This window comes from Desulfitobacterium chlororespirans DSM 11544, from assembly GCF_900143285.1.
GTDB lineage: Bacteria > Bacillota > Desulfitobacteriia > Desulfitobacteriales > Desulfitobacteriaceae > Desulfitobacterium > Desulfitobacterium chlororespirans.
In genome coordinates this window covers 142,056-158,595 of sequence record NZ_FRDN01000013.1, presented here as the reverse complement: position 1 = coordinate 158,595, position 16,540 = coordinate 142,056, and the positions used below count along the sequence as shown (strand labels likewise).

General features: G+C 50.3%; 16 protein-coding genes. 15 read left to right on the top strand and 1 reads right to left on the bottom strand.

Features of this window, described 5'->3' with window-relative positions; translation table 11 throughout:
- Positions 1-97: 97 nt before the first annotated feature.
- The 14 genes from mutM (at position 98) to BUA14_RS20075 (ending at position 14,774) form a co-directional block, all read left to right on the top strand.
- Positions 98-919: a bifunctional DNA-formamidopyrimidine glycosylase/DNA-(apurinic or apyrimidinic site) lyase gene (gene mutM, locus BUA14_RS20150; RefSeq protein ID WP_072774237.1), complete on the top strand. Its 822-nt coding sequence runs from the start codon at positions 98-100 to the stop codon at positions 917-919.
- A 773-nt stretch (positions 920-1,692) separates the two neighbouring features.
- Positions 1,693-3,555 carry an ABC-F family ATP-binding cassette domain-containing protein gene (locus BUA14_RS20140; RefSeq protein ID WP_072774236.1) on the top strand — a complete coding sequence of 621 codons (1,863 nt, stop codon included), beginning with the start codon at positions 1,693-1,695 and terminating at the stop codon, positions 3,553-3,555.
- Positions 3,556-3,622: 67 nt separating this feature from the next.
- Positions 3,623-4,279, top strand: a complete 657-nt coding sequence (ytaF, locus tag BUA14_RS20135; protein ID WP_072774235.1) for a sporulation membrane protein YtaF — start codon at positions 3,623-3,625, stop codon at positions 4,277-4,279.
- Positions 4,280-4,308: 29 nt separating this feature from the next.
- The gene (gene coaE / locus BUA14_RS20130; protein ID WP_072774234.1) at positions 4,309-4,911 is read left to right on the top strand and encodes a dephospho-CoA kinase; all 603 of its coding nucleotides are present in this window, start codon (positions 4,309-4,311) and stop codon (positions 4,909-4,911) included.
- 217 nt (positions 4,912-5,128) lie between these two features.
- Positions 5,129-5,728 carry a lytic transglycosylase domain-containing protein gene (locus tag BUA14_RS20125; RefSeq protein ID WP_072774233.1) on the top strand — a complete coding sequence of 200 codons (600 nt, stop codon included), beginning with the start codon at positions 5,129-5,131 and terminating at the stop codon, positions 5,726-5,728.
- A 462-nt stretch (positions 5,729-6,190) separates the two neighbouring features.
- On the top strand, positions 6,191-7,360 hold the full coding sequence (locus tag BUA14_RS20115; protein WP_072774231.1) for a mandelate racemase/muconate lactonizing enzyme family protein: 1,170 nt from the start codon (positions 6,191-6,193) through the stop codon (positions 7,358-7,360).
- 219 nt (positions 7,361-7,579) lie between these two features.
- On the top strand, positions 7,580-8,026 hold the full coding sequence (locus BUA14_RS20110) for a DUF4418 family protein (RefSeq protein WP_242954701.1): 447 nt from the start codon (positions 7,580-7,582) through the stop codon (positions 8,024-8,026).
- The gene (locus BUA14_RS20105) at positions 7,998-9,206 is read left to right on the top strand and encodes an ABC transporter permease (protein WP_072774229.1); all 1,209 of its coding nucleotides are present in this window, start codon (positions 7,998-8,000) and stop codon (positions 9,204-9,206) included. Before BUA14_RS20110 ends, BUA14_RS20105 begins: the two co-directional genes overlap by 29 nt.
- A gap of 3 nt (positions 9,207-9,209) precedes the next feature.
- Positions 9,210-9,878 carry an ABC transporter ATP-binding protein gene (locus BUA14_RS28575; protein ID WP_072774228.1) on the top strand — a complete coding sequence of 223 codons (669 nt, stop codon included), beginning with the start codon at positions 9,210-9,212 and terminating at the stop codon, positions 9,876-9,878.
- 68 nt (positions 9,879-9,946) lie between these two features.
- A complete protein-coding gene (locus BUA14_RS20095) occupies positions 9,947-10,837 on the top strand; it encodes an ABC transporter ATP-binding protein (protein ID WP_072774227.1) in 891 nt (296 codons plus the stop codon).
- Between the two features lie 46 nt (positions 10,838-10,883).
- Positions 10,884-11,957 (top strand): ABC transporter substrate-binding protein, encoded by a 1,074-nt coding sequence (locus tag BUA14_RS20090; protein WP_072774226.1) that lies wholly within the window; start codon positions 10,884-10,886, stop codon positions 11,955-11,957.
- A gap of 19 nt (positions 11,958-11,976) precedes the next feature.
- Positions 11,977-12,756, top strand: coding sequence for an ABC transporter permease (locus tag BUA14_RS20085; protein ID WP_072774225.1), 780 nt, complete (start codon positions 11,977-11,979; stop codon positions 12,754-12,756).
- A gap of 73 nt (positions 12,757-12,829) precedes the next feature.
- The gene (cysK, locus tag BUA14_RS20080; protein WP_072774224.1) at positions 12,830-13,783 is read left to right on the top strand and encodes a cysteine synthase A; all 954 of its coding nucleotides are present in this window, start codon (positions 12,830-12,832) and stop codon (positions 13,781-13,783) included.
- A 16-nt stretch (positions 13,784-13,799) separates the two neighbouring features.
- Positions 13,800-14,774, top strand: a complete 975-nt coding sequence (locus BUA14_RS20075) for a (4Fe-4S)-binding protein (RefSeq protein WP_242954700.1) — start codon at positions 13,800-13,802, stop codon at positions 14,772-14,774.
- 158 nt (positions 14,775-14,932) lie between these two features.
- Here BUA14_RS20075 and BUA14_RS20070 read toward each other — a convergent pair whose 3' ends face one another.
- On the bottom strand, positions 14,933-15,304 hold the full coding sequence (locus tag BUA14_RS20070) for a potassium channel family protein (protein WP_072774222.1): 372 nt from the start codon (positions 15,302-15,304) through the stop codon (positions 14,933-14,935).
- Positions 15,305-15,549: 245 nt separating this feature from the next.
- Here BUA14_RS20070 and BUA14_RS20065 point away from each other — a divergent pair, with 245 nt between their 5' ends.
- The gene (locus tag BUA14_RS20065; protein ID WP_072774221.1) at positions 15,550-16,431 is read left to right on the top strand and encodes an NAD(P)/FAD-dependent oxidoreductase; all 882 of its coding nucleotides are present in this window, start codon (positions 15,550-15,552) and stop codon (positions 16,429-16,431) included.
- Positions 16,432-16,540 lie beyond the last annotated feature (109 nt).

Below are 16,540 nucleotides of genomic sequence, written 5' to 3'. Positions count from 1 at the left end.
TACCATCAGAAGAGCAGTGCTATTAGTAAAGCAGTACCATCAATTTTAATACAGTCAATAGAGCATTCCATCAATTCTTATATATGAAGGTGTAATTATGCCGGAACTACCAGAAGTAGAAACCATACGCAGAAGCCTGAGTCAGCATATTCTTGAGCGAAGGATTGAGGAGATCTTGATTCGCTGGCCAGGTGCTGTTGAAGGATATGAGGAGAAAACCTTTGCCGATGCTGTCAGAGGACTGAAGTTTCAAAGTATCGAAAGACGTGGGAAATACCTTTTGTTTACTTTAGAAGAGGGCTGGTCCTTTATCGCCCATATGCGCATGACAGGGCGTATGGTTTACCATGCTCAAAACCAGGAACCGGAGAAGCATACCCATGTGGTGCTTAAGCTTTCTGCCGGGGAGATTCACTTTACCGATACGCGCAAATTCGGCCGGCTGCAGTTAGTTAGAACTGAAGAACGCCTCAAGCAGCCCTCCTTAGCCCGCTTGGGGCCGGAACCTTTGGAGGAGGATTTTTCCGCTGAAGAACTGGGACGGCGCCTGGCTCCCCGCAAACTGGCCATTAAAGCAGCTCTGTTGGATCAGACCCTTGTAGCAGGAGTAGGCAATATCTATGCGGATGAAGCTTTATTCAGAGCGGGAATTGCCCCGGAGCGGTGCGCCAATTCCTTGACGAAAGAGGAAGTTGAGAAGCTTTACCCTGCCATCTGTCAGGTTCTTGAAGAGGGTATCGCCGCCAATGGCACCTCTTTCCGGGATTACCAGGATGCTAATGGGGAAAGAGGGGACTTTCAGAAGGAATTGAAGGTCTATGGACGTGGGGGAGAACCCTGCAAAGAGTGCGGCCATACTCTGGAGAGAATTCGTCTGGCCGGCAGGTCTACGGTGTTTTGCCCCCGCTGTCAGGTGTAAGATTGATTTCGCCTGCTCTCAGAAGGATTTGAAAGCGGAGTCTCCAGGATTTTAGTTTACACCGGTCGCTCCATAAGCTGCGCGGACAAAACTAACGCGAAAAGCCCGCCGCTCCGTCGGGTGCCCGCCCAAATCGCTCCTGCTCAATGGGCGGTTGGAAACGTCCTGTTTCCAACCCGACTCCGCTGAGTGCTTTTCGCGAAGTTTTGTTTCCGCTCGCTTAAAGTCGCTTCCCTTGTGTAAATCAAAATCCTTGGGCTACTTTTCGGGCCTGAGGGGGGTGGGGCGTTGTGGGAGCTGTGGGGAAAGATATCTTATTCAAGCCGCTTTCTCCGTCTTTACTGACGCCGCTTGGGGCGGCAAGGTCGGTAACCTCAGAAGGGCTCTGAAGAAGGGCTGGCCCCGGAAATGCTCGCAATGCCTCACAAAGAGAGCCCCCGGGCCTCGGATTTCTAGACTCCAAGCCCTCGGGACCTCAGAGAAGAGCTTAAAGAAACCCGTAAGAAGTAGCTTTATGTACAAAAGCGGACGGATTTAGCGGAGGGGCGGTCAGGTCAACGAGGCTTTCTTAACGTAGCGGAGCCACGGTTCACATCAGGTATTACCCGGAGGTTTGGCGTAGCTGTTAAGAAAGCGAGTGGACCAGCCCTGGAACTATGGAGTACGCGTTGTGCGTAAAGCTACGCGACCCGAAGATTCGTCATGCATAATGCTACGCGACCCGGACGAATCGGACAAACGACTTAGAGTTGTAACAAAGGAGTTATTAAGATATGAGTATTCTTTACTGTCGGAGCTGCGGCGTGGACGTTTCCGGGGAAGCCCTTTTCCGACAAGTAACCTTTGCTGTGGAGAAGGGGGAGAAGGTGGGACTGGTAGGCCCCAATGGGGCGGGGAAGACGACCTTGCTGCGGGCTTGTTTAGGGGAGCATCCTCTGGAAAGCGGCGAGGTATTTCTTACCGGCACTTGGGGATACCTTCCCCAGAATCCTTTAGTTGAAGATCAGGGCACCGTCTGGGAGAGCATGTTGGCGGAACGGGCCGATCTCATCGAAATGAAAGAACAGCTTCATGTTCTTGAAGAACGGATGGCTCATACCGCGGACGAGAAGGTTTTTGCTCAATACAGTGCCCTTACGGAGCGCTTTGAGACCATGGGCGGGTATGCCCTGGAAGCCCAGGTGCGCAAGATCCTCTCCGGTCTTGGGCTCACTAAAGAAACTGAGCACCCCATTCAACATTTAAGCGGGGGCCAAAAAACCAGGCTGGCTTTGAGCAAACTCCTGCTGCGTTCTCCGGAATTTTTGATTCTGGATGAGCCGACCAACCATTTGGACATGGATGCCTTAGAATGGCTGGAAGGGTTTTTGAAAGGCTATGACGGTGCGATTTTAGTGGTTTCCCATGATCGCTACTTTCTTGATCATGTGGTTCAGAAAGTCCTGCATCTGGAGAATGGGGGATTGAAGAGCTACCCGGGAAACTATTCCGAGTATGAACTGCAGCGGGCGGTGGAAGAAACTACACTGGTCAGGGAAGCGGAGCGGGTAAGCAAAAAGATCGCCCGCCTGGAGGAATATATCCGGCGTTATAAAGCCGGTATTAAATCCAAGCAAGCCCGGGGCCGGGAATCTCAGCTCCAGAAGATTAAGCCTGTTGAGGTGAATAAAACCCCCAAGTCTTTGCATATTTCCCTGGCCACAGGACGGCGCAGCGGGGATCGGACCCTTATGCTGGAAGGCGTTTCTGTGGAGTTTCCCGGACGCAGGTTGTTCCAGGGGGTTGATGTGGAATTGCGCCGGGGGGACCGGGTGGCCCTGCTCGGAGAAAACGGAATCGGCAAAACCAGTCTGCTCAAAGCCATCAAAGGTTCACTGCCCTATCAAGGGGAGATTCGCCTGGGGGCTAATGTCAAGCTGGGGTACTATTCCCAGGAACACGAGGAATTGCACGGCAAAGGCAGTATTATGGATGAAATCCGAGGAGACACAGATTTGCTTGATCCGGAGATCCGCAGCCTGCTGGCCCGTTTCGGGTTTGTGGGTGAGGAGGTCTTTAAGGCGGTTTCCGTATTAAGCGGAGGAGAAAAAAGCCGGCTGGCCCTGGCTAAGCTCTTTCTCTCTCAGGGAAATCTGCTCCTCCTGGACGAACCCACCAATCACTTGGATACCCGTATGCGGGATGTCCTGGAGGAAGCACTTCAGGATTATGATGGAACCCTTTTGGTCGTCTCCCATGATCGGTATTTCCTGGACCGGGTCGTGAACAGAATTGCCCGTTTGACTCCTGGGGGACTTAAACTCTACGAAGGGGATTACAGCATGTATAAGGCGCAAGTCCAGGAAGATGAGGCTGCTTCCGCGGGCGGGAGCGCCTCCCCCGGTACCGCTGCCGGAACCCGCCCTCATGAACAGTCCAAGGAGGCGGAACGGGAAGCAAGACGGCGCCAGAGAAAGGCCCAGCAATTAGAAGCACAGATAGCTGAACTGGAGGAAGAAATCCAGTCCTTAGAGGAACAAATGGCTGCAGTAACTTCCAATTATGAAAAAGCCCTGGAGCTCCATAAGCTCTTTGAGGAAAAAAAGGCTTTACTGGATAGTATTATGATAGAGTGGTTAGAAATAACAGAAGAATAAGAGCACCATAAGAAGGGTTTACCCATATATTATCCTGCAAAGTAAAGGTACTTACAGGAGGATGATTATGGGAGCTACAATACTCTTCGCTATAGCCTTAAGTTTTGATGGATTTGGCGTAGGGGTATCTTATGGAATACGGAGGATCCGCATACCCCTTCTTTCGATGTTGATCATAACTCTTTGTACGGTAGTAGCCATGGGAACAGCACTATTCTTTGGCGATGTCCTCATGGGTGTTATTACCATCGTCTCGCCTAATCTTATCGCAGCGGGAATTTTACTTTCCTTAGGGGGCTATCAGCTGATCAAGGCTGTTCCACACTTGTTTAAAAAGGAGACGCCAAGGGCTGAGCCTGCCAGCACGATAGCTGTCCGGGAGCCGGTCCTTAAGCTGGAATTCAAAATCCTGGGCGTTGTTGTGCAGGTTCTCAAAACTCCGGAACAGGCCGATCTTGATGGCTCCGGTGTGATCAGTGCCAAGGAAAGTGTGCTGCTGGGCACGGCCTTATCCCTGGATGCCTTTGCTTCCGGCCTGGTATTGGGTCTTGCTGTGGGAATCTTTAATTCGCTGTCGGTTATTGCCTGGGTGGCCTTGATGCAAATTTTTATGATCAAATGTGGTCAGGCTTTAGCCGGCAGACTTCCCGAAGAGTATTTAGGGAAGTTGGGCCTTTTGCCGGGAACCATGCTTATTCTCATCGCTTTGGGAAAACTGATTTGATTAAAATAATGAATTCGAGGTGTCATACTATGTGGGTTATTGGGTTAACCGGGGGGATCGGGAGCGGAAAATCCACAGTCTCCCGGTGGCTCTCCCAACAAGGTGTTCCGATTATCGATGCGGATCGTACTGTGCATGAGCTCTATCATGAACCGGAGACAATTGCAGCCATTGCGGCTGCCTTTGGTCATGATATCCTGACGGATAGTAAAGAAATCAATCGCAAAGCCTTAGGCAGAATTGTTTTTGCCGATGATCAAGCCCGTAAACAATTGGAGAAGATTCTCCATCCCCGGGTCAGAGTTGCCATGGAAAAACAACAAAAGGCACTGGAGCAGGCAGGGAAGAGGATCTGTGTCTGGGATGTTCCTTTGCTTTTTGAGGCGGGGTATGGGTCCCAGATGGACGAGTTATGGGTGGTTTGGGTACCGCTGGATATTCAAAAACAACGGGTCATGGAACGGGACGCCTTAAGTGCAGAAGAAGTGGCCTTGCGCATTCAAGCCCAATATTCATTGGGGGAGAAACGCAATAAAGCAGATGTAGTTATAGATAATTCTGGAAAATGGGAAGAAACAGTAGTACAATTAAGGAAAGAAATGGAAAGAATAAATAGGGAGCAGGGACTATAGAATGAAGCAATGGGCCAGAATAGGTCTTGCAATAGGTCTAACTTAGGTCTATCGTTCTATTCCTTAATACGAGCCTCTCAAAGTATAATATGTCCTATGTTAAGCTCGGCCATGGACTCGGCTAAGGTTGAGCGGGTTCAAATCTTCCCTTGCATGAAGCCTCGTTCAATCCTTAGAATGCTTAAGACTTAAATACTGATGAAATCAAGGAGTACCCATGAAAAAGAAAGGGTTCACAGTGCGGCGCAAGAAAAAAAGATCAGGTTTTTTATTTACCCTGGTCTTATGTGTGATTGCTTTTATACTCTTGTTCTCGTCTCCCCCCATTAAGAAAGTAATCTATCCTTATCCGTATAAATCCCTTATCGAACATTATGCGGAGGAATATCATGTGGACCCTTTGCTGGTTATCTCGGTCATTCGCGCTGAGAGTAAATTCCTGCCCTATTCCCAATCCCATAAGGGCGCCCTGGGGCTTATGCAGCTGATGCCGGATACAGCCGACTGGATTGCCGAGACCTTAGGGGATGGAACCTTCGACCAAAGTAAGCTGAGGGAGCCGGAAAAGAATATTCAGTACGGAACCTGGTACATAGCCAGCCTGCAGAAGGAATTTCAGGATATCGAGCTCGTTTTGGCCGCCTATAATGGGGGAAGAGGTCATGTCAATGAGTGGATCCGCACAGAGCAGCTCAAGGTGGATGACTTGAATACGGAGGATATTCCTTTCCGGGAGACCAGGGAATATGTGCAGCGGGTTATGGATAACTACGAAAAGTATCAGGATCTTTATGGTGAAAAACCACGCCTCAAATGAAGCGTGGTTTTTTAGTCCCTATAATCATGATCTTTTTGCTTAATACCCTATTGACAACATAAGAGCCCTTTTGCTATCTTTTAGAAAAACACACTAATCATATTGATTAAGTATGTTTTTCTAAAAGATGCTTATCAATTAGGTTAACGAGATAAAAGTTAGGGAAGAAATGAAATACGATCCGACCACCCGGACATGGGGCTTAGCTTAGAATTAAAGGAATATTCGGTGCGCTGATTGGAAAACCAAAGGCTTTGCATTATTCTTCATGCGGCAAGCGGGGAAAGGATGCTGAGCCTTTTTTGTTTGCCTATGGGAGCCGGAGGGAAAGGGGGATGGAGTATGTTAACAGTAAATTGGGAAGTGCTGGATTTTGTCTCCGAGACAGTCATAGTTTTACGAGATAAGCCGGAAGAGAAAATTGAATAGCAAAAAACGAAAAAAGTAAAAGGAGGTTTCCCTATGAAAATCATAAAAGTTGATATTCTTCAACTTGACACAGCGGAAAACAAGCACTGGAGACCTATTCTTTGCCGCATCTTTACAGATGAAGGCATTTACGGAGACGGCGAAGCGGCCCTTGCCTATGCGACGGCGGCACCCGCGGCTTTCGGCATGGTCAAAGATTTCGCCTCCCTGATCATTGGCCTTGACCCCTTGGAACACGAGGTCATCTGGGATAAGCTCTACAAAGGCACCTTTTGGGGGCAAAACGGCGGTCCAGTGGTATTTGCAGGCATCTCGGCCATCGACATCGCCCTGTGGGATATTAAAGGCAAGGCTTACGGCAAGCCCGTCTATCAGCTTCTCGGGGGCAAAAAGCGGGAAAAGCTGCGCACTTACGCCAGTCAGCTTCAGTTCGGATGGAGCGAGACCAGAGGTCCCCTTTACAAAGCTGAGGATTACGGGCTGGTCGCCAGAGAGGTTGTGGCGGAGGGTTACAACGCTGTCAAGGTGGATTTTTTCACTTATGATGAAAAGGGCGCCCGCCTGACCAGTGAAAAGCAGACCCGCCTTCTCTCATCCCATTACCTGAATCTGGTGGAGGAGCGTGTGGCAGCGACCCGGGAGGCGGTGGGGCCGGATGTGGACATCACTGTGGAGAATCATGCCAACACCGATGCCCTTTCCGCCATTCAGATCGGGCGACGCATTGAAAAATACAATATTTTCTATTATGAAGAACCGACTACGCCCAATCCGAAGACCTTTGCCTATATCTCAAGCAAGTTGGATCTTCCCCTGGCCAGCGGGGAGCGCATTTATTCCCGGTGGCAGTACGCGCCGTATTTTGAAAACAGCTCTCTCCAGGTAATCCAGCCCGACCTGGGCAATACCGGCGGCATTACCGAAGGCAAAAAAATCTGCGATGCTGCCTATGTCTATGACATAAGCGTACAGCTTCATGTCTGCGGCAGCCCGATTGCCATCGCCGCCGCTCTGCATCTGGAGACGGTGATTCCCAATTTTTTAATTCACGAGCATCATTTTCCGAATGGGTTGAACCGCAAGCTCTGCATCCACGATTATCAGCCTGAAAACAGCTATTTAACGGTACCTGAGCTGCCGGGGCTTGGCAATGAGATTTCCGAGTATGTCTACGCCAACAGCATTCGGGTGACGGTGGAGTAATTTCTAATATATAAAAATATAGGTATTGACAAAACAAGGTTTTGACGTTATAACATATATAACACATAAAACGTATAAAACATATATGAATTGTATGTCATGAGTTGACTGGAAAAACCAGAGGCCCGCGTGTTGCTTGAACAACACAAAGTCCTCTGGTTATTTTATTTGGCAAGCCAGCTCATTTCAGTCAAAGGTGAAAAAGGGGGCAAAATGAGTATGAAAAGAACTTCCCGGCTGGCGCTTGGCATCTTCATTCTTATCCTGGGTATCCTCATTGCTTTGGGTCCGCAGTATATTTTCAAGATCTGCGAACAGCATCACGGCACAACAACAGCCTGCTTTTGGACGGCACGAGCTCTTATTGGCGTGGGGGGAGTCATTGCTTTGCTGGGCGCAGCGGTCATCTTTCTGAAAAGCACACCCCTTCTGGCCGGACTTAGTTTGGCAGTATTGCTCAATAGTATTTTGGCTTTTCTGATCCCGAATCTTCTGATTGGGGTCTGCGGAGAGGCGACTATGGATTGCCGGGTTGTAACTCTTCCGGCCCTGAACATACTTACTATCCTGTCCATCATCATCTCCGCCGGGAGCACCGGGTTTCTTTTCGTAAAATACAGGAAGGAGTCTGTTCCTGATGCGCACGTTTCCTCCGAGCTTGATTGACCTATCCTTAAAAAACCTGCGCCGGAGGCCATTTCGCAGCATAGGCCTGATTGTGCTTGTCACTCTTCTGTCCTTTTCGCTGATTGCCGGAGGGATGCTCTCTTATGGCCTGTTCAACGGTCTGCACAGTGTTTCCTCCCGGCTGGGAGCGGATGTGCTCGTTGTGCCGAAAGGCTATGAACAGAAAACGGAAGGTGTATTGCTCCAGGGGGAACCCAGTACGTTCTATATTGATGGGGATAGGGCCGAGCAAGTGCTTAAGAGCGGCGACTTCGACCAAGCATCGCCACAGCTTTTTATCGCCACCCTGGACTCGGAGCACTGCGCTTTTCCTGTACAGCTCATCGGCTATGATCCTGATACCGACTTCGTGATTGGGCCGTGGCTGTCTTCCGCCAGGCCTCAGAAGCTGGAATTCAAAGATATCGTGATCGGCGCGAATATCCAGGCTGATATCGGGGATCAATTGCTTTTTTTCGATTCCTACTATCAGGTGGTCGCCAAGCTTGACCAAACAGGTATGGGCTTTGACACGTCAGTCTTTTTCAACATGGAGACCGCCAGGGCGGCCCTTAAGGAATACGTTTATTACACTGATGCTCAGATCCCGGATCAGACTCACGCCGTATCCGTGGTGACCGCCGATATTCCTGGAGGCTATACCACCGAATTTCAGCGCTATATCAACGACAAATACAGGGGGAGCGGGCTTGAATTCATCTTCACGAAAAACATGATCAGCAGCCTGACCCAGCATATCAACGCCTTGCTCACCTTTTGTTTCGCTTTGCTGATCATCTTGTGGGGGGTGTCCGTGGGGGTTCTGATGATTGTATTTGCCGTCACGCTCAATGAAAGAAAACGGGAGTTTGCCGTCTACAGAGCGCTGGGGTCTTCCCGAAAATGGCTGACCTATTTGATCCTGACGGAAACATTCCTGACCAGTATAACGGGAGCCGGGGCGGGTGTGTTGTTATTCGGTGTTCTGGCCTTTTCATTCCGTCCGCTGATTGAACGGGAGCTATCACTGCCTTATGTAACACCCGGGCACTTAAGCAGCCTCGTCATTAGTTTGAGCGGATTTGTGATAGCGGTTGCTGTGGGGCTTCTTACCTCAGCTGTTTCCTCGGCCAGAATAGGCAGCCTGACGGACAAAGCGCTCCGGCCGGGAGGTGATTGACCAATGCTTTTACAGGCTGAAAACCTCCAAAAGGAATATAGAAGAGGCGGAGAACCATTTTTAGCCCTCAACGATGTCAGTCTCTCCATTGGCAAAGAGGATTTTATCTTGATAACAGGGCGCTCGGGCAGCGGTAAAAGTACGCTTTTAAACCTGCTGGCCGGTTTGTTGCCCCCAACCCAGGGAACGGTTGTTTTCAACGGACGGAAGCTTTCCAACCTCAGGGACGATAAGCTGTCCCGGCTGCGCAACGAACAGATTGGCTTCATTCCCCAGGGCCAGAGCCTGCTCCCAAATTTAACCGTTCTCGATAATGTGCTGCTGCCGTTCCGCTTTTACCGCCCGGGGCAAGGGCCTGTGGATAGGGCCCGGGGCTTGCTGGAGCAAATGGGCATTCCCCATTTGAGAAACGCCTACCCCGGAGAGCTTTCTGGTGGAGAACTGCGCAGAATCACCATCGCCCGCAGCCTGATCAACTCTCCGACTCTGCTTCTGGCGGACGAACCGACGGGAGATCTTGATCCTGAAACAGGGGATGAGGTCATGAAGCTCTTTTCCTCCGTAGCGAAGAGCGGTGTGGCTATCGTCCTTGTCACCCATAATCCTGAATTTATCCCATACGGCAATCGACATTTGATTATGGAGAGGGGGCGGCTGGTTGAGCCCGCTTAAAAAAGGAGGGGGGCTCCGGATTAACGTCCGGAGCTATCCAGAGAAAACTTATGAAAGGGAGAATGTATATGTCAGTAGCGGTGGAGAAGCGAGGTTCGGCTTCAAACAGCGGAGAAGATGCTAAAATCGTGCTCAAGGATCTTAGGCAAAGTTTCTTTATACGCAATCCGGGACAAAAGAGTGTGGAGGAATTTGTGGCACTGGAAAATTTCAGCCTGTCCATCCGGCAGGGGGAATTTGTATCCATCGTCGGTCCCTCGGGCTGCGGGAAATCCACTCTTCTTGACATTGTTTCAGGACTTACCAAGTCAAAGGAGGGTGAAATCTATATCGACGGCAAGCGGGCTACCGGTCCTGCCTTGGACCGCGGCTTTATCATGCAGGGATACGCCCTTTTCCCTTGGCGCACCACCAAGAGGAATGTGGAATACGGCCTGGAAGTCAAGCGTGTACCGAAAAAGCAGCGGGAGGCTATTGTCAAAAAATATATCGACCTTGTGGGGCTGAACGGCTTCGAAAACCGCTATCCCAATGAACTTTCCGGTGGGATGCGTCAAAGGGTTGCTATCGCACGTTCCCTTGCCTATGATCCGGCAGTTCTTCTGATGGATGAACCCTTTGCGGCGGTGGATGTGCAGACCCGGGAGGTTCTCCAGGATGAGCTTCTGCGCATCTGGGAAAAAACCCAAAAAACCATTCTGTTTATCACCCACAGCATTGAGGAGGCTGTGCTGCTTTCGGACAGGGTCGTGGTGATGACCAAACATCCGGGCAGAATTAAAAAAATCCTGGATATCAATCTTCCCCGTCCACGCACTGCAGGAGATATGCGCGCTTCGGCCGACTACAGCTCCATCACCCGATTCATCTGGGAAATTCTCAACGATGTGGAGCAACCCGGGAAACATCACAGCCATGGGAGCATTGCTGATGAAATTTCTCCTTCAGCGCTTTTGTAACCTAATCAACATGCAAACTGCAATGACCAAGAAATGAGGTATTAAAATGAAAAAATCCCTTTTAAAACAAAAAAGATTCAGCTCTCTCGTCCTCACCTTCTTCATGGCGCTGACCCTGGTACTTTCAGGCTGCACTTCGTCGGCAAGTGCCCCTCAGCCGGCACCCCAGGGTTCTTCAGAACCGGGAGCGACAGCGGAGGGCAAACCTTTCGTACTTAAAGTGGTTACGCAGACCACCTTCAGCGACACTATCATCGCCGATAAGCTGGGATTTTTTGCAGACGAAGGCATTCAAATCGAGTATGTCGGTTCCCTGGGACAGGGGGTGACCCAATATCAGGCCCTGGCCCAGGGAATTATCGATGTGGTTACTCAGGGACACCCGGCGGATATTGCGAAGGCGCGTCTGGCAGGTGTCAAGATAACCCAGGTGGCCCCCGGCTTTGTGGACGATGCTGATAACCCCCATATCATGTATCTCGTCAAAAAAGACAGTCCCCTTAAGACGTTGGACGATCTGGTGGGGAAAAAGGTGAGCGTCAGCTTCAGCGGAGTCTGCACGGACGGATACATCAAGTATTATCTTAAAAACAAGGGTCTTGATCCTGACAGCGTTGAATTTGTGACGATGAACCAGCCGGGTCAGGCGGAACAGGCCGTCACTCAGGGACTGATCGACGTTACCACTTCCCATACACCTTATGGCGGTGTGGCGCTCAGACAAGGTGATGTGCGTCTGCTTGCTACAAGCTGGGATATTTTCCATAGCCCTGGAGCAGGCTTCTCAGCCCGGGCTTTCTCCGATGAGTTTATCGAAGCTCATCCCGACGTTGTGCAGGGATTTGTCAACGCCATGTACCGCGCCAGAGTATTTGTGAATAACAACCTGGATTACGCCAAGCAAGAGGCCGGTGAATATCTGAAGCTGGATCCGGCCGATTTAAGCTCCAACAATTTTGACCAAAACAAAAGCATCGACCCGGCGTATATCGAGGATTGGTTTGAGATCGCCGAAACGATGGGTCTTTGGGAACACGGGGATATCAGCCCCGAAGAGGTTTACACCAATCAATTTGTCCCCGAGGACATCCCCGCGTCCGATGCCAATATAGGAAAGTAAGCGATAGGGAAGTAGATCTATGAAAGAATTTACAAAAAAGGCAACCCACCTGTTCAATTCATCCCTTGCCATTATTGTCTTCATCTTGATATGGGAAATCTGCGCGCGCCTTGAGATTTTCAATCCGGTGTTTTTCCCCCCGTTCTCCAAGGTCATTAAAGCATTATACGGCCTGGCCGCCAGCGGTGAGTTATGGAAACACTGCTCAATCAGTCTGATGCGTTCCCTCAGCGGCTTTACTCTGGGAATGTTTGTCGCTATTCCCTTGGGGCTTGTCATCGGATGGTTTAAAAAGGCAGAGGTGTTCCTTTATCCTCTTCTCCAAGTGTTCCGGAACATGCCTACCCTGGCCCTTTTGCCCGTATTCGTCATGTTCTTCGGCATCGGGGAGTTTTCCAAAACCATGGTCATCTTGTGGGGGGTTCTCTGGGCGACCCTCCTCAACACCATAGCCGGTGTGCGCAATGTGGACCCTCAGCTTATTAAGGCGGCGCGCTCCATGGGCGTCGGCAGCCTGCGGCTCTTCGGAACCGTTGTCCTGCCCGCATCCCTGCCTTATATTTTTGCAGGGATGCGCATCTCCGCCACCGTATCCATCCTGATCCTGATCGCCGCAGAGATGATGGGGGCCAGCAAGGGGCTTGGCTATGCTCTTTTCTTCTATCAGTCCAATTTTAAAATCCCGGAAATGTACGCTGTCCTGATCGTCATGGCCGTGTTTGGCGTAACCCTCAATTATACTCTTGAAAAGGTTGAAAAGCGCAGCTTCCGCTGGCGGGACGGAGCGGATACGCCATGAGACTGGGGAGGCACCTGACCACCTTGAAAAACCTTGCCTGTAAGGACACAACAATGAAAGAGGGAGGAACCCTATGCCAAAAATCGCAGATAATCTGACGGATTTAATCGGAAAAACGCCGTTGCTGCGCTTGAACCGATATGCAAAAGGCAAAAACCTATTCGCTGAAATCATCGCCAAGCTGGAATACTTCAATCCACTGAGCAGTGTCAAGGATAGAATCGCTTACGCCATGATCGAGGATGCCGAAAAACAGGGTGCTATCGATCAGGATACGACGATTATTGAGCCGACCAGCGGCAATACCGGCATCGGCCTTGCCTTTGTAGCGGCAGCCAAGGGATACAGGATTGTCCTGGTCATGCCGGATACCATGAGCGTGGAAAGACGGCGGCTTTTGCGGGCGCTGGGCGCGGACCTGGTGCTGACGCCGGGCACTCAGGGCATGGGCGGTGCCATCCGCAAGGCCGAAGAATTAAAAGAACAAATAAGTAAAGCGTTTATTCCCGATCAGTTCAGCAATCCGGTCAACCCTTCCTTTCACCGGGAGACGACAGCCAGGGAAATACTGAAGGATACCGAAGGGAAGGTAGACGTCTTTGTAGCAGGAGTAGGTACGGGCGGAACGGTTACCGGCGTAGGAGAAGCCCTGAAGGCGGTAAATCCAGGAATCAAGGTTGTGGCTGTTGAGCCTTATAATTCTCCCGTTCTTTCGGGCGGACAGCCGGGCCCACATGCTATTCAGGGAATTGGCGCCGGCTTTATTCCCAAAGTATTCAATCCAAGCTTCGTGGATGAAATATTCCAGGTCAAAAACGAGGAAGCCTTTGAAGCCTCCAGAGAAGTGGCGAAATCGGAAGGACTCCTGGTCGGGGTTTCATCCGGCGCCGCCCTCTATGCGGCCACCAGGATTGCGGCCAGAAGAGAACTGGAAGGCAAGAAAATCGTTGTGCTTCTGCCGGATACCGGTGAGCGGTACCTGTCAACGCCGCTGTTTCCCTACGATGAGGGATCCAACCATTTTTAAGATCAGAGGTGTGATTATGCTAAAAGCAGAAGAGGTAAAGCGCGCCGCCCGTGAATACGGAGCGGATCTGGTTGGCATCGGCTCCATCGACCGCTGGGATCATGCGCCTGTTGAAAATCATCCCCGAACAATTATGCCCAAAGCCAAATCAGTGATCTGCATTGGTTTTCGGGTCCACAGAGGTTCCTATCGCGGTGTGGAAGAGGGCACCTACTTCAGTGCCTACACCTTGACGGGATTTTCAGATATCAATACTATCTTTGCTCCCATGGTGCAGCGCAAATTGGCCAGCTTTATTGAAGATCACGGCTACGAAGCAACCACCGTGATGTACAGCAGCGGCCGTTTAACGACTCCTCCGGGAAAGCCGGCCCTGGGCGGGGACGGTACGGCAAAGCCGGCTCCGGATGTTTTTATCAATCACCGCATCGCGGGTGTGTTGTGCGGCGTTGGGCAGATCGGTCTCAGCCGCGTTCTGCTGACACCGGAATTCGGCCCTGCCCAGCGTATTTTTTTCTTGATCACAGACGCCCCGCTGACGCCGAGTCCCATCCTGCAAACGCCCATCTGCGACGGATGCCGGGAATGCGTCCGTCACTGCCCCGCCAAAGCCCTGCTCAGCAACGAAAAGGACGACGTGGATGTCCCCAATGTAACCCTTATCAAACGCTTCTCCCTGGACGAAGGGAAATGCGCTCTTGCTCATGGCAGCGGGGCCCTCAGCCCCTTCGCACCGGACGAAGTCAAGGCCTATGCGCAAAATATCATTGACGGCACCAAAACCCATACCGCAGACGGAAAACCGCGCCCAAGCAGAGAGGAAATCGCAGCCAATGTCAATGACAAGGTAAGCTATGCCCGCAACGCCCAGCAGTATTTCCACTCTCCTGCCGGGCTGTGCGTCGGTCAGGGCTGCCTGCGCGCCTGCCTGGCCCATCTGGAAAAGCGCGGAGCTCTGACACGTAAATTCCAGAATGCTTTTCGGGACTGAGTGAAAGCTATATCGAGCTGGTCCTGGCTGCCTATAATGGGGGAAGAAGTCATGTTAAAGAGTCGGTTCGCACAGAGCAGCTCAAGTGAATGACTTGAACACGGAAGATGAAAAACCACGCCTCAAATGAAGCGTGGTTTTTTGCTGGATGAGAAGTCCTAATCCATCTTATCGACTATTTTCTGCTTAAGCTCTTCCTGCTCCGATTTTTCAAAATTGACAACGGCAAAGCCGATCATGATTAATATCATTAGCATAACCCCGACACCGACAACAAGATAAATCATCGTGAACCACTTGCTCAGATCGGTTTGGGGAACAAAACCGGTAGAGACACTGGTGGGAATGAGACTGACAAAAGCAAAATAGAAAGAATCCAGCAAGGACCATCCTTCGACTTGTTTATAGAAAAGAGTGCCGGAAAGCAAAATCAATGCCAAGGATACCAGTAAAGATTTAAAGGCTTTTTCCTTCATTATGCGATAAACAGCGGATAGTAATCGTTTTAAGGTCAGAATAAAAGAAATCATGGTGTCTCTCCCTTTTCTCAAGTTTAGTGATGGCTTCAATGATTAAACACAGTAAAACAAATTTTAGCATAAAAGATTAATCCGATACAATTAAAATTTTTATGGTTGGTGCTCATCGTCTTTGCCGATACTAACTATTGTAAAAGGTTGGCTTTAAATAATCTTAAAATTGGTCTTGCTGAGAGAAAAGGGATTCCGATAGTTTCTGGAGAATATGATAAAGATAACAAAGGAGGTTATAGAAGATGAGTGAAGGGTTTCAATTAAAATCTCGTTATCAACTGGCTATTGTCGGGTGCGGTCCCGCCGGGATGTCTGCCGCCTTAAATGCCAAAATTCGAAATAAAGACTTTATTCTTTTGGGAAGTGACTTTTGCAGTCCTAAATTAGCTAAAGCTCCCCAGATTGATAATTACCTGGGTTTTCATGAAATCAAAGGGGAGGACTTGCGGCAGAATTTCTTAAACCACGTAAAAGCCATGGGCATTGAGGTTGTACCCTGGAAAGTTCTCAATATTTATCCCGGACCGCCTTTCACCCTGGTCGGCAATAATGAATCCTTTGAAGCCGATGCGGTGATTTTGGCCACAGGGGTATCGCCTACCAAGCTTCTTCCCGGGGAGACGGAGCTTCTGGGCAGGGGAGTGGGCTATTGTGCCACTTGCGACGGACCTTTGTACAAAGGGAAAAAGGTGGCCATTGTTTCCTACAGCCACGAAGGAGAAGCTGAAGCCAATTTCATGGCTGAGATCTGCGCTGAAGTCTATTATCTGCCTTTCTACAAAGAGGTAGGGCAGCTTGATTCCAGAATCATTCAAAAGAAAGCCAGGGTTAAGGAGATTTCCGGCACCCAAAAGGTAGAAAAGCTGGTCTTGGATAATGAAGAGATCTCAGTTGACGGTGTCTTCGTGCTCCGGGAAAGCCTGCCGGCGGAGCAGATCGTTCCGGGATTGGAAATCGAGAAAGGCGCCATCAAGGTGAACCGGGAGCTGGAGACCGGTATTCCGGGACTCTTTGCCGCCGGAGACTGCTCCGGACAACCCTATCAGCTGAACAAGGCGGTAGGGGAAGGAGGAACGGCGGCTCTGAGCGCCATTAAATATCTGGATGAGATGAAAAAGGGATAGACCAGGAGCGAAATATCCCTAGCATAAGCAAAGGCCCATCCCAAATACGACAGTGCCGTCGTATTTGGGATGGGCCTTTCGTGAACGGGGTAAAACATGAACGCTCAAA